This window comes from Peribacillus suis, assembly GCF_059384845.1.
Genome location: NZ_CM182019.1, coordinates 394,302 through 421,063 on the forward strand (window position 1 = coordinate 394,302; position 26,762 = coordinate 421,063).

Annotated in this window: 25 protein-coding genes; 22 read left to right on the forward strand and 3 right to left on the reverse strand. The window is 42.8% G+C overall.

Features of this window, described 5'->3' with window-relative positions:
- Genes purM through purD form a run of 4 tightly spaced genes read left to right on the forward strand, consistent with a single transcriptional unit; the run spans position 1 to position 4,437 of the window.
- Complete coding sequence (purM, locus tag AC503W_RS01955; RefSeq protein WP_427688978.1) at positions 1-1,029, forward strand: phosphoribosylformylglycinamidine cyclo-ligase; 1,029 nt, start codon at positions 1-3, stop codon at positions 1,027-1,029.
- The gene (gene purN / locus AC503W_RS01960; RefSeq protein ID WP_427688976.1) at positions 1,026-1,604 is read left to right on the forward strand and encodes a phosphoribosylglycinamide formyltransferase; all 579 of its coding nucleotides are present in this window, start codon (positions 1,026-1,028) and stop codon (positions 1,602-1,604) included. Before purM ends, purN begins: the two co-directional genes overlap by 4 nt.
- Positions 1,605-1,622: 18 nt before the next feature.
- Positions 1,623-3,158, forward strand: coding sequence for a bifunctional phosphoribosylaminoimidazolecarboxamide formyltransferase/IMP cyclohydrolase (gene purH, locus AC503W_RS01965; protein WP_427688974.1), 1,536 nt, complete (start codon positions 1,623-1,625; stop codon positions 3,156-3,158).
- A gap of 19 nt (positions 3,159-3,177) precedes the next feature.
- Positions 3,178-4,437 carry a phosphoribosylamine--glycine ligase gene (purD, locus tag AC503W_RS01970; protein WP_427688972.1) on the forward strand — a complete coding sequence of 420 codons (1,260 nt, stop codon included), beginning with the start codon at positions 3,178-3,180 and terminating at the stop codon, positions 4,435-4,437.
- Positions 4,438-4,497: 60 nt separating this feature from the next.
- On the opposite strand, the gene AC503W_RS01975 is transcribed toward purD, so the two are convergent.
- Positions 4,498-4,755 (reverse strand): YgaP-like transmembrane domain, encoded by a 258-nt coding sequence (locus AC503W_RS01975; RefSeq protein WP_402872266.1) that lies wholly within the window; start codon positions 4,753-4,755, stop codon positions 4,498-4,500.
- 142 nt (positions 4,756-4,897) lie between these two features.
- Here AC503W_RS01975 and AC503W_RS01980 point away from each other — a divergent pair, with 142 nt between their 5' ends.
- The 18 genes from AC503W_RS01980 to AC503W_RS02065 all read left to right on the forward strand — a co-directional run bounded on the left by AC503W_RS01980 (position 4,898) and on the right by AC503W_RS02065 (position 25,468).
- Positions 4,898-6,643, forward strand: a complete 1,746-nt coding sequence (locus AC503W_RS01980) for an adenine deaminase C-terminal domain-containing protein (RefSeq protein WP_427688970.1) — start codon at positions 4,898-4,900, stop codon at positions 6,641-6,643.
- A 56-nt stretch (positions 6,644-6,699) separates the two neighbouring features.
- Positions 6,700-7,728 (forward strand): DUF3048 domain-containing protein, encoded by a 1,029-nt coding sequence (locus AC503W_RS01985; protein WP_494915806.1) that lies wholly within the window; start codon positions 6,700-6,702, stop codon positions 7,726-7,728.
- Positions 7,729-7,740: 12 nt separating this feature from the next.
- Entirely contained in the window at positions 7,741-8,055 is a 315-nt protein-coding gene (locus AC503W_RS01990; RefSeq protein ID WP_402958616.1) for a YerC/YecD family TrpR-related protein, read from the forward strand.
- A gap of 232 nt (positions 8,056-8,287) precedes the next feature.
- A complete protein-coding gene (gene pcrB, locus AC503W_RS01995) occupies positions 8,288-8,971 on the forward strand; it encodes a heptaprenylglyceryl phosphate synthase (protein ID WP_402872255.1) in 684 nt (227 codons plus the stop codon).
- Between the two features lie 66 nt (positions 8,972-9,037).
- Positions 9,038-11,287: a DNA helicase PcrA gene (gene pcrA / locus AC503W_RS02000; RefSeq protein WP_402989348.1), complete on the forward strand. Its 2,250-nt coding sequence runs from the start codon at positions 9,038-9,040 to the stop codon at positions 11,285-11,287.
- Positions 11,288-11,387: 100 nt separating this feature from the next.
- Positions 11,388-13,394 carry an NAD-dependent DNA ligase LigA gene (ligA, locus tag AC503W_RS02005; RefSeq protein WP_427688966.1) on the forward strand — a complete coding sequence of 669 codons (2,007 nt, stop codon included), beginning with the start codon at positions 11,388-11,390 and terminating at the stop codon, positions 13,392-13,394.
- 12 nt (positions 13,395-13,406) lie between these two features.
- Positions 13,407-14,576, forward strand: a complete 1,170-nt coding sequence (locus tag AC503W_RS02010; RefSeq protein ID WP_427688964.1) for a CamS family sex pheromone protein — start codon at positions 13,407-13,409, stop codon at positions 14,574-14,576.
- A 278-nt stretch (positions 14,577-14,854) separates the two neighbouring features.
- Positions 14,855-15,145, forward strand: coding sequence for an Asp-tRNA(Asn)/Glu-tRNA(Gln) amidotransferase subunit GatC (gatC, locus tag AC503W_RS02015; protein ID WP_402872241.1), 291 nt, complete (start codon positions 14,855-14,857; stop codon positions 15,143-15,145).
- A gap of 12 nt (positions 15,146-15,157) precedes the next feature.
- Entirely contained in the window at positions 15,158-16,618 is a 1,461-nt protein-coding gene (gene gatA / locus AC503W_RS02020; RefSeq protein ID WP_427688962.1) for an Asp-tRNA(Asn)/Glu-tRNA(Gln) amidotransferase subunit GatA, read from the forward strand.
- Positions 16,619-16,630: 12 nt separating this feature from the next.
- Positions 16,631-18,058: an Asp-tRNA(Asn)/Glu-tRNA(Gln) amidotransferase subunit GatB gene (gene gatB, locus AC503W_RS02025; protein WP_427688960.1), complete on the forward strand. Its 1,428-nt coding sequence runs from the start codon at positions 16,631-16,633 to the stop codon at positions 18,056-18,058.
- Positions 18,059-18,206: 148 nt separating this feature from the next.
- Positions 18,207-18,749, forward strand: a complete 543-nt coding sequence (locus AC503W_RS02030) for a sigma-70 family RNA polymerase sigma factor (RefSeq protein ID WP_494915810.1) — start codon at positions 18,207-18,209, stop codon at positions 18,747-18,749.
- The gene (locus tag AC503W_RS02035) at positions 18,746-19,210 is read left to right on the forward strand and encodes an anti-sigma factor (RefSeq protein ID WP_402872228.1); all 465 of its coding nucleotides are present in this window, start codon (positions 18,746-18,748) and stop codon (positions 19,208-19,210) included. The genes AC503W_RS02030 and AC503W_RS02035 overlap by 4 nt, the downstream gene beginning before the upstream one ends.
- Positions 19,203-20,276, forward strand: a complete 1,074-nt coding sequence (locus AC503W_RS02040; RefSeq protein ID WP_427688956.1) for an NINE protein — start codon at positions 19,203-19,205, stop codon at positions 20,274-20,276. The genes AC503W_RS02035 and AC503W_RS02040 overlap by 8 nt, the downstream gene beginning before the upstream one ends.
- Positions 20,273-21,196 (forward strand): LiaI-LiaF-like domain-containing protein, encoded by a 924-nt coding sequence (locus AC503W_RS02045; RefSeq protein WP_427688954.1) that lies wholly within the window; start codon positions 20,273-20,275, stop codon positions 21,194-21,196. The genes AC503W_RS02040 and AC503W_RS02045 overlap by 4 nt, the downstream gene beginning before the upstream one ends.
- Positions 21,197-21,376: 180 nt before the next feature.
- Entirely contained in the window at positions 21,377-22,291 is a 915-nt protein-coding gene (locus AC503W_RS02050; protein ID WP_402872220.1) for a diacylglycerol kinase, read from the forward strand.
- Positions 22,292-22,355: 64 nt separating this feature from the next.
- Positions 22,356-22,931 (forward strand): GNAT family N-acetyltransferase, encoded by a 576-nt coding sequence (locus AC503W_RS02055; RefSeq protein WP_427688953.1) that lies wholly within the window; start codon positions 22,356-22,358, stop codon positions 22,929-22,931.
- A 446-nt stretch (positions 22,932-23,377) separates the two neighbouring features.
- Complete coding sequence (gene rlmD / locus AC503W_RS02060) at positions 23,378-24,748, forward strand: 23S rRNA (uracil(1939)-C(5))-methyltransferase RlmD (RefSeq protein WP_402872214.1); 1,371 nt, start codon at positions 23,378-23,380, stop codon at positions 24,746-24,748.
- Positions 24,749-24,919: 171 nt separating this feature from the next.
- Positions 24,920-25,468: a YitT family protein gene (locus AC503W_RS02065; RefSeq protein ID WP_427688952.1), complete on the forward strand. Its 549-nt coding sequence runs from the start codon at positions 24,920-24,922 to the stop codon at positions 25,466-25,468.
- 6 nt (positions 25,469-25,474) lie between these two features.
- On the opposite strand, the gene AC503W_RS02070 is transcribed toward AC503W_RS02065, so the two are convergent.
- Positions 25,475-26,332, reverse strand: coding sequence for a DUF421 domain-containing protein (locus AC503W_RS02070; RefSeq protein WP_427688950.1), 858 nt, complete (start codon positions 26,330-26,332; stop codon positions 25,475-25,477).
- Positions 26,333-26,357: 25 nt separating this feature from the next.
- Positions 26,358-26,552: a DUF1657 domain-containing protein gene (locus AC503W_RS02075; protein ID WP_402958596.1), complete on the reverse strand. Its 195-nt coding sequence runs from the start codon at positions 26,550-26,552 to the stop codon at positions 26,358-26,360.
- Between the last annotated feature and the right edge of the window lie 210 nt (positions 26,553-26,762).

The following is a 26,762-nucleotide window of genomic DNA, read 5'->3' on the forward strand; positions in this document are numbered from 1 at the left end:
ATGGCTAATGCATATAAGCAGGCTGGTGTCGATATCGAAGCGGGCTACGAAGCGGTAAATCGGATGAAGAAACATGTAAAACGGACATTTCGTCCTGAAGTAATGAACGGATTGGGAGGTTTCGGAGGCATGTTCGATTTGTCTTCGTTACACCTTAAAGAGCCTGTCCTTATATCGGGAACGGATGGAGTCGGGACGAAGCTTTTACTCGCGTTCATGATGGATAAACATGATACAATTGGAATTGATTGTGTAGCGATGTGCGTCAATGATGTGGTCGTACAGGGGGCTGCGCCGTTGTACTTTTTAGATTATATAGCTTGCGGCAAAGCTGATCCCGAGAGAATTGAAATGATCGTTAAAGGAATTGCGGACGGATGTGAGCAAGCAGGCTGTGCCTTAATCGGTGGGGAAACAGCTGAAATGCCAGGGATGTACGAAACCGAAGAATATGACGTGGCTGGGTTCACGGTTGGCGCGGTTGAAAAATCACGCTTAATTACGGGTGAGGACATATCCATTGGTGATGTTGTCATCGGTCTTGCTTCAAGCGGGATCCATAGCAATGGCTATTCACTAGTCCGTAAAATCCTCCTTGAAGATGCAGGAATGGATTTACATGAACTCGTGCCGGAGTTCGGTTGCAAATTGGGTGAAGAATTATTGAAACCGACAAGGATCTATGTCCAGTCGATATTGTCGACACTTGAAAAGTTTGAAGTGAAGGGACTAGCACATATTACAGGTGGTGGGTTCATCGAAAATATTCCGCGCATCCTTCCCGAAAACTGCGGTGTTGAAATTGAGTTGGGCAGTTGGACGATTCCCAAAGTTTTCTCGTACCTTGAGGAAAAAGGAAATCTTGTTCAGGAGGAAATGTTCAATATATTCAATATGGGCATCGGGATGACGGCCGTCGTGAGAAAATCGGATGCTCCTGCAATCATTGCGCATCTACAGTCTTGTGGTGAACAGGCTTCCGTTATAGGAACGATTGTTGAGGGAGAAGGAGTGTCTTTTAAACGATGAGGCGCCTTGCTGTCTTTGCATCGGGAAATGGAAGCAACTTTCAAGCCATCGCTGATGCAATAAAAGAGGGAAATCTAGAAGCGGAAATATGCCTTGTTGTTTGTGATCGTGAGGATGCTTATGTAATGGAGAGGGCCAGATTGGAGAACATTCCGGTATACTCATTTTCAGCAAAACAGTACGAAAATAAGGCAGGATATGAACGGGAGATATTGGACGAACTTCATGTCCATGGCGTGGACTTCATTGTTCTTGCTGGGTATATGCGGTTAATAGGAGCGACGTTATTAGGGAAGTATCCGCAAAGGATTGTGAATATTCACCCTTCTCTTTTGCCTTGTTTTCCCGGTAAGGATGCTATTGGCCAGGCATTTAAGGCTGAAGTGAAGGAAACCGGGGTCACGATTCATTATGTCGATGAGGGAATGGATACAGGACCGATCATTGCTCAAGAGGCAGTACCCATTCTTAACGGAGATACAAAAGACATCCTCCAAAAAAGAATTCAGGAATTGGAACATGATCTGTATCCAAAAATTTTGAACCGGCTATGCCAAGAGAAACAACATACATAATGGAGGGAACAACATATTATGAAGAAACGTGCGTTAATTAGTGTATCGGATAAAACAGGCATCGTAGAATTTGCCAAAGGGCTGAAAGAGGCCGGTTTTGAAATCATTTCAACGGGCGGTACGAGCAAAACATTACAGGATAATGGCGTGGATGTCATCGGTATCAGTGAAATCACTGGTTTCCCGGAAATTCTGGACGGCCGCGTTAAAACGCTACATCCGAATGTCCATGCAGCAGTCTTAGCCAAGCATGGAGATGAAGGGCATAGAGCTCAACTAGCAGAGCATCATATTGAACCGATTCAGTTGGTCTGTGTGAACCTTTATCCTTTCCAATCGACGATATCGAAACCGGATGTGACGGTGGAAGATGCGATTGAGAACATCGATATCGGAGGACCGACCATGCTACGTTCGTCTGCGAAAAACCACGAGTATGTGACGGTTATCGTCGATAGTGAGGATTATGCAACGGTATTGGCTGAGCTAAAAGAAAACGGAGATGTCTCAAAAACGACGAATCGTCGTCTGGCAGCTAAAGTCTTCCGTCATACAGCGGCATACGATGCCGTGATTTCAGAATATATGACTGAGCTTGCCGAAGAAGAGAATCCAGAATCACTTACTGTTACTTATGAATTGAAACAGTCGCTTCGTTATGGGGAAAATCCTCATCAAAAAGCAGCGTTCTATAAAAAACCGCTTGGATCTACCTTCTCGATTGCGGAAGCAAAACAACTGCACGGAAAAGAACTTTCATACAATAACATCAATGATGCAGACGCAGCCCTTCAAATCGTTAAGGAATTCAAAGAACCGGCAGCCGTGGCCGTCAAGCATATGAATCCTTGTGGAGTCGGTGTTGGTGATACGATTCTGGAAGCATTCGATAAAGCGTATGAAGCGGATTCCACTTCGATTTTTGGTGGCATCATCGCCTTGAACCGTGAAGTGGATAAAGCGACTGCGGAAAAGCTTCACGAAATTTTCCTTGAAATCATCATCGCTCCAGGATTCTCTAAGGAAGCATTGGATGTATTGACAAGTAAGAAGAACCTTCGTCTATTAACGGTTAATTTCCAGGCTGCTAAAAAACCGGAACGTAAATTGACTTCAATTGAAGGTGGTTTACTCGTGCAAGAACGTGATGCTTTCGGTTTGAAGGATGCAGAAGTAAAAGTGGCAACAAAACGCGAACCGACCGCAGAAGAGTGGAAAGCTCTTGAACTTGGTTGGAAAATCGTAAAACATGTCAAATCGAATGCCATCGTTATTTGTAATGATCAGATGACATTGGGCGTGGGTGCAGGGCAAATGAACCGTGTCGGCGCAGCAAAAATAGCTCTAGAACAAGCTAGTGAAAGAGTAGCGGGAAGTGCTTTGGCATCGGATGCTTTCTTCCCTATGGACGATACCGTGGAGGCGGCGGCAAAAGCAGGCGTAACGGCAATCATCCAGCCAGGTGGATCGAAGAAAGACCAAGATTCAATTGATAAAGCCGATGAATATGGAATAGCAATGGTATTCACAGGAGTTCGCCACTTTAAACATTAATCGAAGATGAGGTGCGGTAATGAATGTACTAGTGATTGGCCGTGGAGGCAGGGAGCACGCTATCGCCCGTAAACTGTTTGAAAGCAAACGGGTTAAGAAAGTCTTCGTGGCGCCAGGGAATCCCGGCATGGCAGATGTTGCCGAACTTATATCAATCGAGGAAACCAAACATCAAGAATTGGTCGCTTTCGCAAAAGAAAATGCGATTGCTTTGACGGTGATTGGACCGGAAACGCCTTTACTTAATGGGTTGGCTGATGACTTTGAGAAAGAAAACTTGCAGGTGTTCGGACCAAACAGCCGGGCTGCGGTCATTGAAGGAAGTAAATCATTTGCTAAGAATTTAATGAGGGATTATCATATTCCAACAGCAGAATATGAGACGTTTTCTGATTATGAGCAGGCAAAGGCATATATCGAAAAAGTGGGCGCTCCCATTGTCATCAAGGCTGATGGTCTGGCTGCGGGCAAAGGCGTAGTAGTCGCCATGACGATGCAGGAAGCAATGGAAGCCATTCATGATATGCTAGTCGGTGCAAAGTTCGGGGAAGCTTCAGCAAAGGTTGTCATCGAGGAATACCTGGATGGCGAGGAGTTTTCATTGATGGCCTTCGTGAACGGGGATAAAGTATATCCAATGGTTATCGCACAGGATCATAAACGTGCCTACAATGGTGATAAAGGACCGAATACTGGTGGAATGGGTGCGTACTCCCCCGTCCCTCAAATATCCGATAGTATGGTGCAAGCAGCGGTAGATGCTATTCTGCAACCGACGGTTCATGCGATGATTTCAGAAAATCGCCGATTTTCAGGCATATTATATGCCGGGTTAATTGCAACGGAAAAGGGTACAAAAGTGATTGAATTCAATGCCCGTTTTGGGGATCCGGAAACTCAAGTAGTATTGCCCCGCTTAAAGACGGATTTCGTCGATACTCTTGAAGCGGTCCTTGCAGGGGAAGATTTAGATCTTGAATGGGATGATGAAGCGGTTCTTGGTGTAGTCGTGGCTGCAGAAGGCTATCCTGGAGCATACACGAAGGGGTCGGTAATCAAAGGGTTGGATAGGATTCAGCCGGACACCCATATTTACCATGCCGGGACGGCCAAAAACGACCAGGGAGATCTTGTTTCCAATGGAGGCAGGGTATTGCTTGTTGCGGCTAAAGGAAACGACCTTGCGTCTGCCCAAAGACAAGTCTATAAAGAAGTAGAACATATTGAAAAAGAAGGCCTGTTTTGGCGTACGGATATTGGATATCGAGCCATAGAATAGGTTCCTTGACCATAAAAAGAAGCTGGCTCAAATCTCGAGTCAGCTTCTTTTAAAATGAAATCAATACGAATCAGATTGGTCATCCCTGTTCTGCTTATCCTTCATCATGGCTTGACCATTTTCCATTACATCGACAACGGGGCAATAGCGCAATATGCCTTCGCCTATTTTCATGGCAGCAAGGATGACCACCATTAAGTAAGATTGATTTTTCCATGGTTTTTTAACCATTTTCGCTGTGGCCCAGGTAAGAAAGGTAAAGCCACAGGTAATCCGCATAAGCGCATTGACTATGCTGATATTTTGTTTGAATTTCATGATAAGTTCATCCTTTCACAAAAATTTCACAGTATTCTGGTTAACTTTACTGTGTTAATGAAATAAATATGTTACTATAAGATAAAATTGGATTGAATTGGGATTTCAATTCCTTTGTCTTACAATTCATGGAGGGATGTTTATGCTGGAACAACGTTATAGATGGAAAAATAAACATCTACGGGAACATATAGATGTGCTGGATGGAAAGAGGTCACCACACATCCTTTTGAAAAATGCTACATATTTAAACCAGGCTTTACGAAAATGGGTGAAAGCAAATATATGGATTTATGACGATCGCATTATCTATGTCGGTACAAACCTTCCTGAAAATATAGACCGCTGTGAAATGGTTGATTGTTCAGATCAGTACCTAGTCCCGGGATATATTGAGCCGCATTCACACCCTTCTCAATTATATAATCCCCTGTCTTTCTCACGCTATGCATCCCATTTTGGGACAACGACACTTATCAACGATAACCTGCCATTCCTTTTGCAATTAGGAAAAAAGAAAGCGTTTTCTCTTTTGAAGGAGCTACGTAACATCCCTGTTACGATGTATTGGTGGAGCCGTTTTGATGGACAAACGGAGTTGATCGATGAAGATACCGTATTTTCTCATGGAGCGGTTAAATCCTGGCTTGAGCATGATGCCGTTTTACAGGGCGGTGAACTGACGGGGTGGCCTAAGCTTCTTGATGGCGATGACATGATGCTGCATTGGATTCAGGAGGCCAAGCGGATGAGGAAGAAGATAGAGGGTCACTTTCCTGGTGCTTCTGAGAAAACACTTGCCAAGATGACACTATTTGGAGCCGATTGTGACCATGAGGCCATGACAGGTGATGAGGTGATGGAGCGCTTACTTCAAGGCTATTTCGTTTCATTAAGGCATTCATCCATCCGTCCGGATCTCCCAAACATATTGCAGGAAATTCATGAACTGGGTATCGATCAATATGATAAGTTCTTTTATACAACGGATGGTTCACCACCCTCTTTTTATGAAAAGGGATTCATAGATTGCTTGATTAAAATAGCAATCGAACAGGGTGTACCAGTCATTGACGCCTATAATATGGCCACTATCAATATCGCACGCTATTATAATATTGAATATCTCCATGGCAATATTGCTACGGGCAGAGTCGCCAATATCAATTTTCTGTCTGATATCGAGGAGCCCGCCCCGGTTTCTGTCATGGCTAAAGGGAAATGGGTGAAGCGGGATGGGGAAATCATTCCGGATTCACAAGAAATCAACTGGAGCGATTTTGATTTTAAACCGTTGGAAATGGACTGGGACCTTAGCTTGAAGGAAGATTTCGAATTCTCGATGCCGTTCGGAATAGAGCTGGTCAATAACGTGATCACCAAACCATATTCCCTTTCAAACGATGTGGGATATGAAGAGCTTACCTTTCAAGATGATGAGTGTTTCTTCATGCTCATCGATAAGGAAGGGAAATGGCGGATCAATACGATACTGAAGGGGTTTGCCGATAAGTTATGCGGTTTTGCAGCCACCTATACGAATACCGGAGATATCATTTTGATTGGGAAACGTAAGAAGGATATGCACCTGGCCTTCAACCGGCTGAAGGAAATCGGCGGCGGTATTGTTTTGACAGAGCAAGAAGAAGTGATTCATGAGGTGCCATTAACATTAAAAGGGATAATGTCCAATAAGGAAGTTCCTGAATTAATTATAGAAGAAAATGAATTGAAAAGATTGTTGCGTGAACGGGGTTATCGCTTCGCTGATCCCGTATATACCCTATCCTTTTTTTCTACGACCCATTTACCGTATATCAGGGTTACCCAGCGTGGGGTATATGATGTAATGAATAAAAATATACTCTTCCCTACTATAATGCGTTAAAATATAAAAGAACGCAGCAAACGACACGGTTGAGTAATCAGGAGCGTGAAAAGTGTATGAAAAAGTTTCTTTTCATCATGATAGCGATGTTACTTTTAGTAGGCTGTTCAGCGAAGGATAAGACAGAGGAAGACCAGCAAGACGAATCTGTCATGAAAGATACAGATGGTTCTTCAGGTGTTTTTCCGCTAACGGGAAAAAGCACAGATGGAGAGAAGAAGCGTAGGGCCGTAGCGGTGATGATCAATAATCACCCACAGGCGCGTCCCCAATCGGGTCTTTCTGAAGCGGACATCGTTTATGAATTGCTGGCGGAGGGTGACATTACAAGGTTGTTAGCCGTTTTCCAGAGTGAGACCCCAGATCAAATCGGTCCGATTAGAAGTGCGAGAGATTATTATATCGAACTTGCCAAAGGCTTGGACTGTCTCTATGTATGCCACGGTAATAGCCCGGAGGCAAAGACGATGCTTGACAAAGGTTATGTTGATAACTTGAATGGCTTATATTATGATGGTACTCTATTTCAGCGGACTACAGACCGAAAAGCCCCTCATAACTCCTACACCTCTTTTGAAAATATCGAAAAAGGTGCAAAGGAAAAAGGCTATGAGTTGACTGGTGCCCCCGAACCGTTTGCATTCTTGACGGAGGAAGAGGCAAAAGGTCTGCAAGGAGATGCCGCTTTGAACATCGATGTCGTCTATGGAGATGCAACATCCAATGTTCATTATGAGTATGAAAAAGCAGAAGAAAAATACACACGTTATTCGAATGGTGAGCAAACGGTTGAGTATCAATCTAAGAAACCTGTCCTGTTAGATAATATATTCATCATTGAGGCTGCTCATCAGGTGGTTGACGATAAAGGACGCCGAAAGATTGATTTGAAAAGAGGCGGAAAAGGTTACCTACTTCAAAAGGGGAAAATCAATGAAGTAGAATGGGTGAATAAAGATGACCGGATTATACCCGTGATTAATGGGAAAGAAGTAGGGTTGGTGACAGGCAAGACCTGGGTCAACGTAATTCCGAACCAACCAGGTATAGATAAGAACGTGTCATTTGATGCCCAAGAAAATTAAGGGGGAGTATGTATGCAAATTGATAAGTTAAGAGGGAAAGCGACAGATCAATTGTTTAAGTCGATTCTTTCTTTGCGCGATTTAGACGAGTGCTATCGCTTTTTTGATGATTTATGCACCGTCAATGAAATATCATCTTTGGCACAACGTCTTGAAGTGGCCCGCATGCTTGAGGAAGGTAAAACTTATCATAAGATTGAAACGGAAACCGGAGCCAGCACGGCTACGATATCCAGGGTCAAACGTTGCTTGAACTACGGGAACGACGCTTATTCCATGGCCATCAATCGCATTAAAGAAGATGTAGAGGAACCAACTGAAACGTAATGGGACGTTTCTTATAATGGATGAATCGAAAAAAACCGAGGAACTCGTTTTCTTGGTTTTTTATTTTGAGTTTATCCAGGTGGTCGGCAGCTTTTTGAGAGGAGTTGCCACGATAGAGTGGGTTTTCGATTCGTAGGTTTTTTTTGGAAAATTTTTTATCAGCACTTCTCTTTTTTTATGAAAAATCTTAATGCTATAATGGTTTAATGGGAAGTGTGAATGGAGGATTATTATGTACGATTTTCGCGAGTGGAAACATGTTTTCAAACTCGATCCAAATAAAGAAATAAGCGATGAAGCATTGGAAAAGGTTTGTGAATCTGGAACAGATGCCATTATGGTCGGCGGCACGGACGGAGTCACGCTTGAGAATGTGCTTCATTTAATGGCAAGGGTCAGGCGCTATACCGTTCCGTGCGTGATGGAGATTTCGTCAGTGGAAACGGTGACGCCGGGGTTCGATTTATATTTTATCCCAAGTGTGTTGAATAGCACCGATCCTGATTGGATGATGAAATTGCATCAGCAGGCGGTCAAGGAATACGGATATTTAATGAATTGGGACGAGATTTTTGTCGAGGGATATTGTATCCTCAACCCTGATTGCAAGGTGGCTCAATTGACGAATGCCAACACTGAATTGGATATGGATGATGTGGGTGCCTATGCGATGATGGCCGAAAAGATGTTCAATCTCCCTATTTTTTATCTGGAGTATAGCGGTATATATGGAGATGTCCGGATGCTGGAGGCCGCTAAAGAGAGCATGGAGAATAGCGTGCTATTCTATGGAGGCGGCATTAAATCAGTCGAACAGGCTAAAGAAATGGCCAAGTTTGCGGATGTTATCGTAGTTGGAAATGTAATTTATGAAGACTTGAAGGCGGCACTTGCAACGGTTGCCGCTGTTAAATAAAACGTTCATGGAATTAATGAAGTGTAGTATAATAAAAGAACAAATGTTCGTACAGGCGGTGTAATGATGCAATATTTAGCGGAAAAATTACTAACGGGTTTGAATGAACAACAACAAAAAGCAGTAAAAGCAACGGATGGCCCACTATTGATCATGGCTGGTGCAGGTAGTGGAAAGACCCGTGTTTTAACACATAGGATCGCATACTTGATGGTGGAGAAAGAAATCGCTCCTTGGAATATCCTCGCCATTACGTTTACCAACAAAGCGGCCCGAGAAATGAAAGAAAGAATCCGTGCGATTCTAGGTGGAGCATCCGAGGACATTTGGATTTCGACGTTTCACTCCATGTGTGTCCGGATTTTACGAAGAGATATCGACCGGATGGGTTTCAACCGGAACTTCTCCATTTTAGACACGACAGATCAGCAATCAGTCGTTAAGCAAATCCTGAAAGACCGCAATTTGGATCCAAAGAAATATGATTATCGGGCTATCCTTGGAAGTATCAGCTCGGCGAAAAATGAATTGGTCGGTCCGGAAGAATACCAAAAAACCGCATCGGACTTTTTCACAAAAATCACGGCGGATGTCTATACGGAATATCAAAAAAGGTTACGGAAAAACTCAGCACTTGATTTTGATGATTTGATCATGATGACGATCCAATTATTCCAGATTGTTCCGGAAGTTTTGGAATACTATCAACGCAAGTTTCAATATATCCATGTCGATGAGTATCAAGATACCAACCGTGCCCAATATATGCTTGTTAAACTACTTGCCTCACGTTTTCGTAATCTATGCGTTGTAGGGGATTCGGATCAGTCGATCTATCGGTGGCGCGGTGCGGATATAGCCAATATCCTTTCTTTTGAAAAGGATTACCCGAATGCGACGATGATTTTCCTTGAACAGAATTACCGTTCAACGAAAAAGATCCTTGAAGCGGCCAATAAGGTCATTGATAATAACCAAAACCGTAAGCCGAAGAATCTATGGACAGAGAACGTAGCGGGTAATAAGTTATCTTATTTCAGGGCAGACAATGAGCAAGGTGAAGCACAATTCGTAGCAGGGAAAATAAATGAATTAACGCTAAAAGGCGAAAGAAAGTATTCTGATATAGCTATCCTGTATCGGACAAACGCACAGTCCCGGGTAATGGAGGAAGTGCTGCTTAAGTCAAACATCAACTATGCCATTGTCGGCGGTACCAAGTTCTATGATCGTAAAGAGATCAAGGACCTGCTTGCTTATCTGCGGCTCATCGCCAATCCTGACGATGATATTAGCCTGCGCCGTGTAATCAATGTTCCAAAACGCGGCATTGGCGCAACATCGATGGATAAGGTGGCGGATTACGCCAATCAATATGATATTTCCATTTATAAAGCGCTCGAGTCGATAGAAATGATCGGGATTAGCGGGAAGGCGACGAAGGCAGCCCGTGAATTCCATACATTGATTACGAATTATACGAATCAGCAGGAATTTTTGTCCGTTACGGAATTGGTAGAAGAAGTCATCGAAAAAACGGGATACCGTGAAATGTTAAGGGCTGAAAAAACGATTGAATCACAAAGCCGCCTAGAAAATATTGATGAGTTTCTATCCGTGACGAAAGCATTTGAAAGTAATAGTGAAGATAAATCATTAGTGGGCTTTTTAACGGATTTGGCGTTGGTGGCCGATATCGATAAACTAGATGAAAACCCTGAAGACGCTAACGATGCGGTAACGCTGATGACGCTCCATTCTGCGAAGGGCCTCGAATATCCGGTCGTCTTTTTACTTGGGCTTGAGGAAGGGGTATTCCCACATAGCCGCTCCCTCATGGATGAGGAAGAGATGGAAGAAGAACGCCGTCTTGCCTACGTGGGCATTACAAGGGCTGAAAACGAATTGTTTTTAAGCAATGCCCAAATGCGGACACTTTACGGACGCACGAACATGAATCCAGTGTCCCGTTTCATTTCGGAAATCCCGGCAGAACTTCTGGAAGATTTAAAACCGAAACCCGCTCCCAAGTCTAAGCAAACTTCATTCAGTTCTTCGGCGAGGACAGGTTCTACTGCACCTACCCATGCTAGAAAAACACCTAGCTTCGGACGTGCTGTTTCTTCCCCATCTGCAACAGGCGGTGAAGAAATAGGCTGGGCTGTCGGTGATAAGGCTTCCCATAAAAAATGGGGTGTCGGAACGGTAGTCAGTGTAAAAGGGGAAGGCGAAGGAAAAGAATTGGATATCGCATTTCCTAGTCCGACCGGAATCAAGCGTTTGTTGGCGAAGTTTGCACCAATCGAAAAAGTTTAAGCTATGAATATACGCCTACTGGCAAAGGATAAAGTTACCTGCATGTACGTCGCCTTCTCATTTAGAAGGCGACCGGGTTTCTTTAGAAAGGATTGAATGTATGGATATACAAGCTGCAAAGAAAAGTGTCCTTGAATTACAAACACTATTAAATCAATACAGTTATGAATACTATGTGCTGGATCAACCTTCTGTGCCGGATGCCGAATATGACCGACTTTTACGCGATCTCATCGAGCTTGAGGAAAAATTCCCCGAGTTGAAGACTCCTGATTCTCCAACGCAGCGTGTGGGCGGGGCCATCCTGGATATGTTTGAAAAAGTGGAGCACACAACACCCATGCTTAGCCTGGGCAATGCCTTCAATGAAGATGATCTACGTGATTTTGATAGAAAGGTCCGTCAGGCCGTTGGGGAGAATTATTCCTATGTATGTGAGTTGAAAATCGATGGATTGGCCGTCACTCTTCAATATGAAAATGGTTACTTCATAAAAGGGGCGACCCGGGGGGATGGAACCATTGGTGAAGATATCACCGAGAACCTGAAAACAATCAAATCCATTCCATTGAAGATCAGGAAACCAATCGGAATCGAAGTCCGTGGAGAGGCATTCATGCCGAAGAGATCCTTTGAAGGGTTGAATGCGGCGAAAGAAGAACGTGGGGAAGAACCGTTTGCGAATCCTCGTAATGCAGCAGCTGGTTCTTTAAGGCAGCTTGATCCCAAGCTTGCGGCAAAGCGGAATCTGGACATTTTTCTTTACGCCATTTCCGATTTAGGAGAAACTGGGGTTGGTTCCCATGGTGAAGCGCTCGATTTACTGGACGAACTAGGATTTAAGACGAATAAAGAACGAAAGACCTGTTCGAATATAGATGAGGTACTCGCCTATATCGAAAATTGGACAGAACAGCGTCCAAACTTGGCGTATGATATCGATGGGATTGTCGTAAAAGTCGATTCACTTGAACAACAGGATGAATTGGGATTCACGGCCAAAAGCCCAAGATGGGCAATCGCCTACAAGTTCCCGGCAGAAGAAGTGGTCACGACGCTAAGGTCCATTGAACTGAATGTTGGTCGTACGGGTGTTTTGACGCCAACGGCTGTATTGGATCCTGTCAGAGTCGCGGGCTCTACCGTTCAACGGGCTTCACTACATAATGAAGATTTAATCCGGGAGAAAGATATTCGGATTGGAGACCAAGTGGTCGTAAAAAAGGCAGGCGATATTATACCAGAGGTCGTCAATGTACTAGTGGAACGCCGTACAGGTGAAGAAGTAGAATTCCAGATGCCGACTGAATGCCCTGAATGTGAAAGTGAGCTTGTGAGACTTGAAGGGGAAGTGGCCCTGCGTTGCATCAACCCTAAATGTCCCGCTCAGATTCGTGAAGGGTTAATTCACTTTGTATCACGTACTGCCATGAATATCGAAAGTATGGGTGAAAAGGTCATCAGCCAGCTTTTCAAGGAAGAACTGATACACGATGTAGCCGATATATATAAACTTACGTATGATCAAGTCATTGAATTGGAACGGATGGGGGAAAAATCCGTCAATAAGTTGCTTCAAGCGATAGAGGCATCTAAAAGCAATTCACTTGAAAAGTTGTTATTCGGTCTTGGTATCCGACATGTCGGTTCGAAAGCCGCGAAGACGCTAGCACGGGAGTTCGGCACCATGGATGCCCTGAGCAAGGCAAGCCGCGAACAATTAACGGGAATCAACGAAATCGGTGAAAAAATGGCCGATTCAATCGTTGCGTATTTTGAGCAAGAAGAAGTTCATGCGTTGCTAGAGGAGTTGAAATCAGCGGGTGTGAATCTGGCCTATAAAGGGGCTAGAGCCATTCCAGTGGAAGAAATCGATTCTATATTTGCAGGGAAAACGGTTGTTTTGACCGGGAAACTACATCAGCTTACACGCAATGAAGCAAAAGAGAAATTAGAAGCACTAGGTGCCAACGTCGCTGGAAGTGTCAGCAAGAAGACTGATTTGGTTGTGGCAGGCGAAGATGCTGGATCAAAGCTTGAAAAGGCAGAGAGCTTAGGTGTCCTAGTGTGGGATGAAGAGAGACTAATCGAGGAATTTACTAAATAAGAGGTGTAGGCTATGAGGAAACACTCCATTTTGGGAATGCTTCTTATCCTATTGCTTGCTGGTTGTGCACCAAGTTTCGATGATGAGCAAGAGGTAGTGAAAGATTCCAAGGACAAAGAGGAGACAGCAATCATTCCGAAATACAAAATTTCGGATGAATATTATCAAACGATTCTTCCATTTGAGCCATCCAAGGCCCGCGGTTTGGTTGTATCGAATTTAAACACTCGATACGATATAGAAGAATTTGAAAACGGACTTATGCGATTGGCGCAAAATCAGTTTAATCCAGACGATTATTTGTTCCAAGAAGGACAAATGCTTGACAGTTCGACGATTTCATCTTGGCTGAACAGAAAATACACAAAAAGCCAGTTGAAAGAAAAAGACTTGAAAGCCAGTGAGAATCTAGGCTTGAACCCTGTAGATACAGGTAAGGGTGACATTGATAAACGGAATGAAGAAAACCCAATCTATCTAGCTCATATTCTGGAACATAATTACTTGACGAAAACGGAAGATAATAAAGTCAGCCTTGGCGGTGTCGTCATCGGCCTTGCCTTGAATTCGGTTCATTATTATCAAAAAGAAGCATATGGTGCCACGTATGAAACCAAAATAGATAGTAAGGAACTGAAAAGAGAAGGAGAACAAATCGCGGAAGAAGTCCTGAAACGATTACGTAAAACGGAAAAATTAAAGAATGTGCCGATTACGATTGCCCTTTTCGAACAGAACGAGAAATCTTCCGTCGTCCCTGGGAATTTCATATCCTATACGAATATCGAAAAGAGCTCTAATGAAATCAAGAAATGGAACAGTGTAGATGAAAAATACTACCTATTCCCTTCGACAAAAGCAGAAAAAAAATATAGGGACGACATCAACACCTTCACCAATTTCAAAGAGGATGTCGAAGAGTATTTCCCTAACTTCAATGGCGTAATAGGCCGGGCCTTTTATATGGACAACCAATTACAGAAGTTGAACATCGACATACCCATTCAATTCTATGGGAATTCCGAAGCTATCGGCTTCACTCAATATGTAGCGGGTCTCGTGATGGAACGTTTTCCAAAGTATATTTCCGTGCAAGTATCAATCACTTCGGTCAACGGACCAGAAGCACTCATCGTCCGTCAGGCAAATCAAGATGAACCGACTGTGCATATATACGAATAAAGGAAAAGGAGGAGATGGAGCCTGATATGGCTCCATCTTCTTTCATGATTAGTAAGGGGTTTTGGAGAGTTACGAGGTATCTTAGGATTCCGCCAGGAAATTTCCGACAGCATTCTCATATTTCCCGGAAAATACTTCTTTTTCCTTTGAAAATTTTGAAATTCGACATTGCAACTCTTGTTGCTTTACTGTGTAATAGTTTGATATGATTTAAACGATGATTTTCTGGAGAAAAGCGACTAGATTCAGTGGCTTTGGATATTTTGGAGGTGAAGAGAATGTCACGTATAACTATGGACCAAGTTAAGCACGTTGCCCATTTGGCACGTTTGGCAATTACGGAAGAAGAAGCAGAAAAATTCCAACATCAGCTTGATCAAATGATTTCATTTGCTGAACAGTTGAATGAACTTGATACAGACCAGGTAAAACCGACTTCTCACGTTTTGGATATGAAAAATGTAATGCGTGAAGATGTAGCGAAACCAGGACTACCGGTGGAAGAAGTAGTCAAGAATGCACCAGATAGCAAAGATGGTTATATCCGCGTACCATCTATAATGGAATAAGGAGGGACAATGATGTCGTTGTTCGAACAAAAGGTTTCCGAGCTTCATGAACGTTTACATAATAAAGAAATCAGTGTTACTGATCTTGTTAACGAATCGTATGAACGGATCGGACAGGTAGAAGACAAGGTACAGGCATTTTTAACATTAGATGAAGAAAACGCCCGCAACCAAGCAAAAAAAATGGATGACCAATTAGCTAAAGGCGAGAGTCAAGGCGTCTTGTTCGGTATGCCGATTGGTGTAAAAGATAATATTGTCACAAAAGATTTACGGACTACATGTGCAAGTAAAATATTGGAGAACTTCAATCCAATATATGATGCCACTGCCGTTCAAAAATTACAAAGTGCTGAAACAGTGACGATTGGTAAGTTGAACATGGATGAATTCGCGATGGGATCTTCAAATGAGAACTCAGCCTATAAGGCGACACGCAATCCATGGAATACGGATTATGTACCAGGTGGGTCTTCAGGCGGTTCAGCTGCCTCTGTCGCTGCTGGTGAAGTCCTGTTCTCATTAGGTTCGGATACAGGTGGTTCGATTCGCCAACCGGCTGCTTATTGCGGAGTCGTTGGCTTAAAACCTACATATGGACGGGTATCCCGTTTTGGACTTGTGGCATTTGCTTCTTCATTAGACCAAATTGGTCCGATTACGAGAACGGTTGAAGATAATGCATATTTGCTTGAAGCGATTTCTGGTGTCGATCCAATGGATTCCACATCGGCTAACGTGGATGTGCCAAGTTTTGTGAACTCATTAACAGGCGATGTTAAAGGATTGAAAATTGCTGTGCCAAAGGAATACCTTGGTGAAGGCGTTGGGGAAGAGGCACGTAATTCCGTGCTTGAAGCTCTAAAAGTATTAGAAGGACTTGGAGCAGAATGGGAAGAGGTATCATTGCCGCATTCCAAATACGCTCTAGCGGCCTACTACCTGCTTTCTTCATCTGAAGCGTCTGCCAACCTTTCTCGCTTTGACGGAGTTCGTTACGGTCATCGTACGGATAACGCCGAAACACTAATCGAGATGTACAAGCAAACACGTGCGGAAGGATTCGGTGAAGAAGTAAAACGCCGTATCATGCTCGGAACGTTCTCCTTAAGCTCTGGCTATTATGATGCTTATTATAAAAAAGCTCAAAAAGTCCGTACATTAATCAAAAAAGACTTTGAAGATGTATTCGAAAAATATGATGTCATCGTGGGACCAACGACGCCTACACCAGCATTCAAAGTCGGTGAGAATATCAACGATCCATTAACGATGTATGCGAATGATATTTTGACGATTCCAGTCAATCTTGCGGGTGTACCAGGCATTTCGGTACCATGCGGATTCGCGGCTAATGGTCTTCCACTTGGTCTACAAATGATCGGGAAGCATTTTGATGAAAGCACGATTTATCGCGCAGCTCACGCTTTTGAGCAAGCAACAGATTTTCATAAACAATTTCCTAAGCTGTAAGGGGTGAAATAAATGGACTTTGAAACGGTAATTGGTCTAGAAGTACACGTAGAATTAAAGACAGATTCAAAAATCTTCTCAAGCAGCCCGAATCATTTCGGTGCCTCTCCAAATAGCAATACGACTGTCATTGATCTTGGTTATCCTGGGGTGCTGCCAGTCGTCAATAAAAAGGCTGTTGATTTTGCAATGAAGGCAGCCATTGCGCTGAATTGTGAAGTAGCAGAGATTACGAAATTCGACCGTAAAAATTATTTTTATCCAGATAATCCGAAAGCCTATCAAATTTCACAATTTGATCAACCAATCGGGGAACATGGATGGATTGAAATCGAAGTCGGCGGAAAGAAAAAGAAAATCGGCATTACCCGTATCCATATGGAAGAAGATGCAGGGAAACTTACACATAAAGGCAATCATTCTCTATGTGACTATAACCGCCAAGGTACGCCACTTGTTGAAATCGTATCCGAGCCGGATATCACGTCTCCAGAAGAGGCCTATGCCTATCTTGAAAAGTTGAAATCCATCATTCAATACACGGGTGTCAGTGATTGTAAAATGGAAGAAGGCTCACTTCGTTGTGACGCCAACATCTCCTTGAAACCGGTTGGTCAAAAGGAATTCGGTACGAAAACGGAACTGAAGAACTTGAACTCGTTCAACTTCGTTCGTAAAGGACTTGAGCATGAAGAAATCCGCCAAGCCGAAATATTGAATGAAGGTGGCGTCATTGAACAAGAAACACGCCGTTTCGATGAGGCTACTGGCAGAACGGTTCTGATGCGTGTCAAAGAGGGTTCTGATGATTATCGTTACTTCCCGGAACCGGACTTATTGACGATCCATATCGATGAGGAATGGAAAGCACGTATTGCTGCGGAAATTCCTGAACTGCCGGATGCACGGAAAAAGCGGTATGCTGAAGAGTTTGGCTTACCGGAGTATGATGCGGCTGTTCTTACCGTAACAAAAGAAATGGCCGATTTCTTTGAAGCATCGGTTGCGGCAGGTGCGGATGCGAAACTGGCGTCAAACTGGATCATGGGTGAAGTTTCTGCATTCTTAAATGCAGAAGGAAAAGAGCTTCATGATGTGGCATTGACTGCCGAGTCACTGGCAGGCATGATCAAACTTATCAAAGATGGCACAATTTCTTCTAAAATTGCGAAAAAGGTATTCAAGGAATTGATTGAAAACGGCGGTGACGCTGAAGCTATCGTTAAGGAAAAAGGACTTGTCCAGATTTCTGACGAAGGCGCGCTAAAGACAGCTGTTGAGGAAGCCTTGAATAATAACCCACAATCGATTGAAGACTTTAAAGCGGGTAAACAAAAAGCTATTGGATTCCTTGTCGGACAAATCATGAAAGCGACAAAAGGACAAGCCAATCCGCAACTTGTAAATAAAATCTTGATTGAAGAAATCAATAAACGCTAATCGATGACCGTATCACCTTCCAGGTGGTACGGTTTTCTGGTGAATAGGTACATGTACCACAAAATATTTTATTTAGGGGTTATCTGTAGGGATAACTCCTTTTTGTCTCGTCTATAACATGAGAGCTCAAATGAAAGGGGGGAGAGAAGTGACAGACGAGTTAGTAGAGAAGGTAAGAGGTGGGAATGATCATGCTTTCCGCATTTTGATTGAAACGTATAAAGAATCGGTTTTCAGGACGGTTTATTCCGTCCTGCACAATCAAAAGGATGCTGAAGATGCCACACAGGAAGTCTTCATCAAAATCTACACTTCTCTTCCCCAATATCAAAATCAAGGGTTCAAAACGTGGTTGACGCGAATAGCCGTCAATCATGCGATAGACTTGAAGAGGAAACGAGACCGGAAAAAGGAAGTATCGCATGAGGAACAGCCATCAGAGGGGCATCTAGGTTTATCCGAAGATGTTGAGGCACTATTCTTCCAGAATGAAAGAAGAAAACTGGTGCTACAAAAACTTGATGACCTTCCAGCTGGATACCGTGAAGTGGTGCACGACTTTTACATAAAGGAAAAAACCTATCAACAAATTGCCGAGGAACAGCAAATCCAAGTGAAATCGGTTGAAGTAAAGCTGTACCGGGCAAGAAATTGGATGAAAAAACATTGGAAAGAGGAGGATTTTTCATGAAACATGTTTCTGTAACAGAGTGGACTGCGTATATCGCAGATGAAATCCCGGATGCTCTAAAAGTAGAATATGAAAATCATCTGTACTCCTGTGACGATTGTTTAACGCATTATATGGAAGCGCTAGAAAGAGAGGAAAGTGTTCGGCCTAACGAGGAACTGGATATCGCGGATAGCGTGATGAACACGATTGCAGCACTCAAAACCGTGCCATCCGCAGAGGATGAAACAAAGAACACCCGTTCAATGAGGACCATTACAAAACACTATTTGATTGCGGCAGGCTTTACTGTGTTACTGATGGCGAGTGGAGCCTTTCACTCTTTGACTAAATACGTCGATAACGTGGAGTCTGGGGCTATAAAAGAAACGCCGCCGGTAACAGACGGACTGATTGATAAAACATTTAACTGGATGGATGATATCGAAAAGAAAAATAAGGAGGGGTTTAAAAATGAATAAAAGTCCGGTGTTAGCCTTTATATTGTCGTTTTTTCCCGGGGCCGGCCATTTCTACTTGGGCAGGATCTTCAAAGGGCTATTTTATTTTTTGGCTACGGTAGGATTAGGGGCTATAGGGATCCTACTAGCCGTAGTTAGTCAAGATGATGGTTTCCTTGCTATTTCGATTTTGGGAGTCTTCGTGTACCTCATCAGCATTTTTGATTTGGTGGTTACTTCTTTAAGAGGGGCAAACAATAAATCAGGCTCGGAAGGCAGTAGCATGGTTCAGCCTGAGGCCGAAAGGTTCTATGTGATCGTCTTGTCATTCGTACCGGGCCTGGGCCATTTTCAGCTCGGTCTCATGAATCGCGGGCTCACGTTTTTGATTGGGTTCCTGGGGCTCGGCGTTATGGTGATTTTCATAACGGCAATGACCCATATAGATGGCTTGTTAATATTCATGGCCCTTTTACCGGTGATTTGGGTGTACAGCTTTTTTGATGGCATCCAACAGCTGAACAAAAAGCAAAAAGGGGAAGAGCTGGTTGACCGGTCGGTTTTAGAAGATTTGGAAGAGAGAAGGGAATCCGGCAAGAAGAGTAAATCGGTTGCCACATTATTCTCCGTGTTCCCAGGTGCAGGCCACTTATATTTAGGCTTACAAAAACGCGGAATCCAATTAATGGCAGGTTTCTTATTCGCCATCTATATCCTGGATTTACTTCGATTGGGGTTTTTCTTCTTTCTCATTCCAATCATCTGGTTTTATAGCTTTTTTGATGGCTTGCAAAAAGCATCCAAAATGGATGAAGGACCACTGGTGGACACGCCAATCATTACAGGCATTGCCCATCAACAAAAGTGGTTCGGCTATGGTTTGGTGGCTATAGGCGTTTATTTCTTCGCGAGCAATATCATAGTACCCGCAGCAGTCCCATATTTACAGCAATGGCTAGGTGATAACTTTGAGTATTGGTTTAGGGATTATTTTCAAAAAGGGATTGTATGTGTCCTATTAATAGGCGGCGGAATCAAATTGCTGTCTGGAAGTAAGAAAGAGAAAGTTAGGGGGGAAACAAAATGAGAACATGGAGAGTTGGGACGGTGTCAATGGGAGTGGCCCTAATTGGGTTAGGCGTACTTTTGTTGCTCTCCCAGATTTCAGATATGAGTTTGACGATGATCCTTTTATCCTGGTGGCCGCTTCTTTTCATCATTTTAGGAGGCGAGATCCTCTTTTATATCTATTTTTCAAGGAAAGAGAGTTCTTTCGTGAAATATGATTTTATTAGTATCATTTTTGTGGGACTGCTTGGAATGATGGGCATTGCTTTACTTTTGCTAACATCAAGCGGCGTGATGGAACAGGTGACGGCAGCGGTGAAAAGCGAGGAAAAAACCGTCGATTTGCCTGGCTTCAATGAAAAAGCCGGGAAAGAAATTCAGCGGGTCGTATTGGATCCGGGATACTACCCTCTAACGGTTGAAGGAGGGAGCAATGAGAATGTTTCCATTTTTGGCACGTACGATGAACGTGTAATGGAAGATAGTGAGTCACTATTAAAAGAGGCTGAAGACTATCTAATGGTGGAAAGGAAAGGCGATACACTTTATATCAGTTTGAAAGATCTCCCCGTTCAAAATGGACTGCTGGGTGGAGATAGGATGAACCTTGAAGCAACGCTCATCATACCTGCCGACCTGGCTTTGGAAGTCGAGGGAAAAGACACAGACCTCACTTTAAAGCCGAGAGAACTAGTTAACGATTGGAATGTAGATGATGCAGGTTCTCTTACTGTCTATCTACAGGAAAAAAGCGATATAACGATACAGGCATTTGGAGTCGAAGAGCTGGAAGGGCCAAAAGATAGCTGGAAATCTGTCAGCGTGAAGACGGAAGATGATGAAGATAGCGACGTAAAGAATGGTACGTTGAAATTTGGCAAAGGACGTCATACCTTGACGATTTCAGATTCTTATAACGTGAACGTTCGGTATCATTAATTAAGACTAGATACTAGAATAAATTCATAAAAAGCTATATAATTTCTCTGATAAGATAGCAGATATGAATAAATAAGGATGGGCCAGCTTACGGTCCTTTTTTTTGAGGGAAATTGCTTTTCGTGAAGTGAAGGATTATTATGTAACTTATGGAATCAATACGTATAAGGATGATGGGAAATGAAAAGAGCGAGGTTAATTTATAACCCGACATCAGGACGGGAAGCCATCAAGAAAAGTTTACCAGCAGTGCTCGCCAAGCTAGAGGCAGCTGGATACGAGGCTTCGACACATGCAACTACCGGTGCTGGTGATGCAACGAACGCTGCCAAAATTGCCATCGAACGCGGATATGATATCGTTATCGCAGCGGGCGGAGATGGTACAATCTATGAGGTGGTAAACGGGCTTGCCGATGCAGAAAAACGCCCGAAATTAGGAATCATTCCGACGGGAACGACGAATGATTTTGCACGGGCATTGCATTTACCGAAATCCATTGAGGGTGCAGCCGATATCATTGCCAATGGGCATACGATGCCGATCGATATTGGAAAGATGAATGAGAAGTACTTCATCAATATTGCAGGCGGAGGACGATTGACCGAATTAACTTACGATGTACCAATCAAGCTCAAAACAATGCTGGGACAGCTGGCCTACTATATTAAAGGAATCGAGATGTTGCCTTCCATCAAACCGACGGAAGTCTCGATAGAATATGATGGAAAGCTTTTTGAAGGCGAAATCATGTTGTTTTTAGTAGCTAACACGAACTCTGTCGGCGGTTTTGAAAAATTGGCACCAGATGCATCGCTCAATGATGGGATGTTCACGCTGCTAATATTGAAAAAGGCAAATCTTGCAGATATCGTACGCATTGTTACGTTGGCCATGCGCGGAGAACATATCCATGATAGAAATGTCATCTATGTAAAAGCCAATAGAATCAAAATTACATCAAAAAAAGAAATGATGCTCAACCTAGATGGGGAATTCGGTGGTATGGCACCAGCTGAATTCGTTAACCAGTATCGTCATTTCGATGTTTTCATTCCACAAGGCATTTTGGCGGATGACCCGGAAAATAAATAATCAATAAAGGTCACTTCACATTGAGTGGCCTTTTCATTTTATTCTAGTAAGGAGATTGAGGAACGTGACTATCAGAAGAGCAACTAAAGAAGACGCAGAAAAGGCAGCAATATTAATACGTTTTGCCATCAAGGAAATAGCCGAAACACTTACCGGTGAAACGAAGGAAGAAAAAATACTTGCTGTTCTTGGGGATTTTTTCAGAAGCAGGGGAAACAGAATGAGTTATGAAAATACGTTGGTGTATGAACAGGATGGGCAAGTGGCTGGATTGATCATCGCCTATCATGGAAAAGATGCCGTGGCCTTGGATGAACCGATAGCGGAACGATTAAGAAGGAAAAAGAATGACCCAAGCATTAACATCGACAAAGAAGCGGAGATGGAAGACTTCTATTTGGATACAATAAGTGTGGATCCCGATTTTCGCGGCAAAGGTATTGGGACATCTTTAATTCATCAAATGGAAGCGTTCGGAGTAGAGAAGGGATATCCAAGTATTTCATTAATTGTTGAAGATGTTAATCCCGATGCAGGGCGTCTTTATAAACGATTAGGATACAAAAAGACGAAGATGATTAGAGTGAGTGACGGGGAATTTGCCTATATGGTCAAGGAACTAGAAAAAACCCCAGTATAAACTGGGGATCAGGCTTGCAGATGTAAGGATTGACCCTTCTATGTTTGCTGTCCATTCATGGCAGCCCAGTCGGCATATGCGCCGGAACCATTGCAGCCGGGACAGTCGTGGATATCTGAAAAATGATACTCCGTCGGTACAAAAGAGCTGTATCCCCGACCGTAACAATCTGGACAAAGGCCTTTTTCTTCCATGCTTGCTCGATGTTTTTCTAGCCTGTTTGAGTTCCAGTCTGATATGGAGCTGAATAAACCCATTTCTTCACCTCATTCACTTTTCCTTACTTTTCTCGATCCTGCGCCGTTTTATGCACAAAACGATGAATTAATCAGGAATTCTTTTTCTATATTTTTATGAGGAATAGCGTGAATTGGTGAGTCATTTTGTGGCAAGGCTATGTTTGTGGTAAAATACAGGTTAGCTTAAAAAAGAAAAGAGAAGATGATATGAAAACAACAACACCTGTTAATAAGAATGATATTATAGAGGTTTTATTCGAAGATTTAACGCACGAAGGTGCTGGAGTAGCTAAAGTTGATGGCTATCCGATCTTCGTTCAGAACGCGCTACCTGGTGAAAAAGCAAAAATTAAAGTCTTGAAGGCCAATAAAGGATATGGATTCGGACGTTTGATGGAAATTATCGAAAATAGTCCATATCGCGTGGAGATCCCTACTGAAGACTATAACAAGTATGGTGGCTGTCAACTGCAACATATGAGTTATGAAGGTCAATTGGAGTTTAAGGAAAAACAAGTGCGTGACGTGATGACCCGCATTGGAAAACTTGAGGATGCGACGGTTTATCCGGTTATTGGGATGGAAGATCCTACCCATTACCGTAATAAAGCGCAAGTGCCTGTCGGGGAGAAAGATGGCAAGCTGATTGCAGGGTTCTTTAAACCACGTACACATGAAATTGTGGAAACAAAAGAAAGCATCATTCAAAATGAAGTGATTAGCGAAGCGGTTCAGGTTGTGAAGGAAGTCTTTAGTCATCTGGGAATTCCCGCTTACAATGAGCAAACACATAAAGGTGTTTTGCGTCACATCATGGCTCGTTATGCTAAACAAACGGGTGAGCTAATGATCGTGCTTGTTACACGGACCAGGAGTATCCCATTCATCGAAACCATCGTGAAGGAAATCACTGACCGACTTCCACAGGTGAAATCAATCGTTCAAAACGTGAATACGAAGAAGACGAATGTCATTTTGGGAGAAAAAATGTTCGTGCTTTGGGGTAACGAAGTAATCTATGACATGATTGGCGACGTGAAATTTGCGATTTCGGCTAAATCCTTCTACCAAATCAACCCGGACCAAACGAAAGTCCTTTATGACAAGGCGCTGGAGTATGCTGGATTAACGGGAGAAGAAACCGTGATTGATGCCTATTGTGGCATTGGTACCATTTCCTTATTCTTGGCACAAAAAGCGAAAAAGGTCATTGGTGTGGAAGTGGTGGAAGAAGCCATAGAAGACGCACGCCGCAATGCAGAACTGAATGAGATTACGAATGCCGAATTCGTTGTTGGTGATGCAGGAAGCGTGATTGCTGAATACTATCAAAAAGGTAATACAGCTGACGTCATCGTCATGGACCCACCGCGCAAGGGCTGTGAAGAAACGCTTCTAAATACCATTATTGAGATGAAACCGAAGAAAGTCGTTTATGTATCTTGCAACCCAGGAACATTAGCCCGGGATCTTCATATTTTGGAAGAAGGCGGATATAAGGCTGTTCATGTCCAACCTGTTGATATGTTCCCGATGACTACGCATGTTGAAAATGTTGTGTTATTAGAGTTAAAGTGAATGTGAATAATTGTCTTTAATAGAAAATGAATGCCGAAGCAGGATCCAATAAGGGTCCTGCTTTTTGATTTTTTTTCATTTACCCATTCTTGTCCTTAAGATTTGGACATATATTAAGGAATATCGAATAGGGAGCAAGGTGGTTTTATCAATTTTCAAAAAGTAGTGGCAGTGATTGTTGGTAGCTTTTTGATTAGTGTTGGGATAAATGGATTCTTGGTCCCTTATCACTTGATAGATGGTGGGATTATCGGGATCGCTCTCGTTCTACATTACTTCTTTGACTTTCAGACAGGGCTTTCGATGTTGGTTCTTAGCATCCCTTTATTTACATATGCCTGGTGTTATGAGCGTTCCCTTTTCTATAGCAGCATCCATGGGTTACTATTGACTTCTCTTTTCATGGATTGGTTAAGCCCATTAAAAAGGGAATTTGCGGTTTCTATTTTCACCAGTTCATTGGTTGGTGGGGTAATTATCGGGGTGGGGATAGGGCTTATGCTCAGATATGAAACAAGCAGTGGAGGAACGGATTTGTTGGCAAAATTCATCTCCAAATCCTCCTCCATGGATATTGCTTTAATCATTATCATCATTGATACCGCAATCATATCAGCAGGTTTATTCATCTTAGGAATAGAAATTTTTCTGTTTTCATGTCTGACTATTATCATTATTGGTGTGATTACTTCCATAATGGAAGTGCGAATAAAAAATTAATAATTATTATTTCAATAGAAAGGCTACCTCATCGATGGCTTGTTGCAGTTTTTCGCTATTTTTGCTATACATTGCTCTGGCATCCTTTGAATCGGTAGAGAGGGAAAATACCTCTAAATCTGCTTGGCACTTTTTTAAAGTCGCAAGCAATAATGGCTTTTCTTGAGGAGAAGGGACTTTAATTTTATCGTCGTATAAATCAACCGTTAACTCTCCATTTGATTTTGCTTGCCCCAGAAAGACATTTTCAAGGAGTACATCTAGTTTCTCCAATTCCGTACTCAACCAATTACGATTCAGCCCAATGGCGGAGAGTGGTTCATCCAGGATTTCCCCATCCATGATGATCGTTTGAGGCTCCTTGATTAAATCAACCTTCATATTTATATCCTTTGGTGTGAGTGGTTGGTTTTCTTTCTTTAATAATACGGAAAAAACACCATTTGCCTCTAATAAGGCAAACTCCACCGTGGATATATCAAAAACGTCCTTACTTCTGAGTAGCCATAATAATTCATCGGTCGTATACTTTTCCTTTTTTAAATTGTCCTCCAAGATCTTGCCATCTTTAATAAACACGGTGGCTTTCCCTTCCACCAAATCACGGAAAATTTTACTTTTCAATGAAATCAAGCCAGCTATGAAAGGAGCAAATGCGAAAACGAGGATGCTGAGGACTCCATGAAAAATATTTCCTTCTACCTTTGTGGCTAACTCCGCCCCCACGTTTCCAATCGTAATCCCCGTGACATATTCGAAAAATGAAAGTTGGGAGATTTGTTTTTTCCCTAACCATTTCGTAATTAAAAAAAGAACGATCAAAAAAAATAGCGATCGTAACACCACCTGTAACCAATCAGGCATTATTTAGCACCTCCATACCCCGGTCTTATTGTAATCCTTCGCTCTCTAACTTTCCGACCCTCTTTTGAATATCTTTCCTCACTTCATTCACTTTCATCATCGTTTCGTGTAAGATTCGCTTCGATTCGTCATCCTGAGTTCGGAGTGCCAGGCTAGAGAGTCCAGCTTCCACTCCCTTAAGGTTGGCGGCACATAGTTTGACATCAGTTAAAATAGTCATCAAGAAGTCTCCTTATTCTTTTGTTGATACTTGACCTTCTAGATTATCTTGCTGAAATTCGAACAATATATCCAAGATAATATTATTCTGTCCTATTTGGTGAGCGGGCATGTTGTTCATTTTTTTCTCCTGCCATAAGTGGATAAAAGATGGAAGGGTATGACGCAAATTATTACAAAGAAGTCTAATGTAATTATTTACCAACTAAAA

Bases quoted from the DNA above. Each gene is read 5' to 3' on its own strand.
- purM (WP_427688978.1), top strand. From the start codon at position 1: ATGGCTAATGCATATAAGCAGGCTGGTGTCGATATCGAAGCGGGCTAC.
- purN (WP_427688976.1), top strand. From the start codon at position 1,026: ATGAGGCGCCTTGCTGTCTTTGCATCGGGAAATGGAAGCAACTTTCAA.
- purH (WP_427688974.1), top strand. From the start codon at position 1,623: ATGAAGAAACGTGCGTTAATTAGTGTATCGGATAAAACAGGCATCGTA.
- purD (WP_427688972.1), top strand. From the start codon at position 3,178: ATGAATGTACTAGTGATTGGCCGTGGAGGCAGGGAGCACGCTATCGCC.
- AC503W_RS01975 (WP_402872266.1), bottom strand. From the start codon at position 4,755: ATGAAATTCAAACAAAATATCAGCATAGTCAATGCGCTTATGCGGATT.
- AC503W_RS01980 (WP_427688970.1), top strand. From the start codon at position 4,898: ATGCTGGAACAACGTTATAGATGGAAAAATAAACATCTACGGGAACAT.
- AC503W_RS01985 (WP_494915806.1), top strand. From the start codon at position 6,700: ATGAAAAAGTTTCTTTTCATCATGATAGCGATGTTACTTTTAGTAGGC.
- AC503W_RS01990 (WP_402958616.1), top strand. From the start codon at position 7,741: ATGCAAATTGATAAGTTAAGAGGGAAAGCGACAGATCAATTGTTTAAG.
- pcrB (WP_402872255.1), top strand. From the start codon at position 8,288: ATGTACGATTTTCGCGAGTGGAAACATGTTTTCAAACTCGATCCAAAT.
- pcrA (WP_402989348.1), top strand. From the start codon at position 9,038: ATGCAATATTTAGCGGAAAAATTACTAACGGGTTTGAATGAACAACAA.
- ligA (WP_427688966.1), top strand. From the start codon at position 11,388: ATGGATATACAAGCTGCAAAGAAAAGTGTCCTTGAATTACAAACACTA.
- AC503W_RS02010 (WP_427688964.1), top strand. From the start codon at position 13,407: ATGAGGAAACACTCCATTTTGGGAATGCTTCTTATCCTATTGCTTGCT.
- gatC (WP_402872241.1), top strand. From the start codon at position 14,855: ATGTCACGTATAACTATGGACCAAGTTAAGCACGTTGCCCATTTGGCA.
- gatA (WP_427688962.1), top strand. From the start codon at position 15,158: ATGTCGTTGTTCGAACAAAAGGTTTCCGAGCTTCATGAACGTTTACAT.
- gatB (WP_427688960.1), top strand. From the start codon at position 16,631: ATGGACTTTGAAACGGTAATTGGTCTAGAAGTACACGTAGAATTAAAG.
- AC503W_RS02035 (WP_402872228.1), top strand. From the start codon at position 18,746: ATGAAACATGTTTCTGTAACAGAGTGGACTGCGTATATCGCAGATGAA.
- AC503W_RS02040 (WP_427688956.1), top strand. From the start codon at position 19,203: ATGAATAAAAGTCCGGTGTTAGCCTTTATATTGTCGTTTTTTCCCGGG.
- AC503W_RS02045 (WP_427688954.1), top strand. From the start codon at position 20,273: ATGAGAACATGGAGAGTTGGGACGGTGTCAATGGGAGTGGCCCTAATT.
- AC503W_RS02050 (WP_402872220.1), top strand. From the start codon at position 21,377: ATGAAAAGAGCGAGGTTAATTTATAACCCGACATCAGGACGGGAAGCC.
- rlmD (WP_402872214.1), top strand. From the start codon at position 23,378: ATGAAAACAACAACACCTGTTAATAAGAATGATATTATAGAGGTTTTA.
- AC503W_RS02070 (WP_427688950.1), bottom strand. From the start codon at position 26,332: ATGCCTGATTGGTTACAGGTGGTGTTACGATCGCTATTTTTTTTGATC.
- AC503W_RS02075 (WP_402958596.1), bottom strand. From the start codon at position 26,552: ATGACTATTTTAACTGATGTCAAACTATGTGCCGCCAACCTTAAGGGA.